The sequence below is a fragment of the Dellaglioa sp. CoH-56-MRSF-11 genome (assembly GCF_056782135.1).
Genome location: NZ_JBXAYE010000144.1, coordinates 1 through 252, shown reverse-complemented (window position 1 = coordinate 252; position 252 = coordinate 1). Strand labels below are relative to the sequence as shown.

Genomic DNA, 252 nt, shown 5'->3' with positions numbered 1-252 from the left:
AGGGGAAAGGAGGGGGAGAGAGGGAGGAGGAAGGAGAGAGGGAGAAGAAAGGAAAAGAAGGAAGAAAAAAAAGGAGAGAAAGGAGAGAGGGAAAAAGGGAGAAAGAAGGGGAAAGAAAAAAAGAGGGGAAGGGAGGGGAAAGAGGGGGAAAGGAGGAAAGAAGAAGGAGCAAAAGGAGAGGGGGGTACGAGCGCGGCAGAACCAGGTGCAGAGCCTGGAATCCAGAGGTCGTTTTGCAAATCACGATCTAGG

The 252-nt window shown here is 51.6% G+C and carries 1 protein-coding gene; it reads left to right on the top strand.

Annotated features, from left to right (window positions below):
- Positions 1-251, top strand: a 251-nt coding sequence (locus AC1RPT_RS08185) for a hypothetical protein (RefSeq protein WP_481763056.1), incomplete at its 5' end; no start/stop codon positions are given.
- Position 252: the final 1 nt, after the last annotated feature.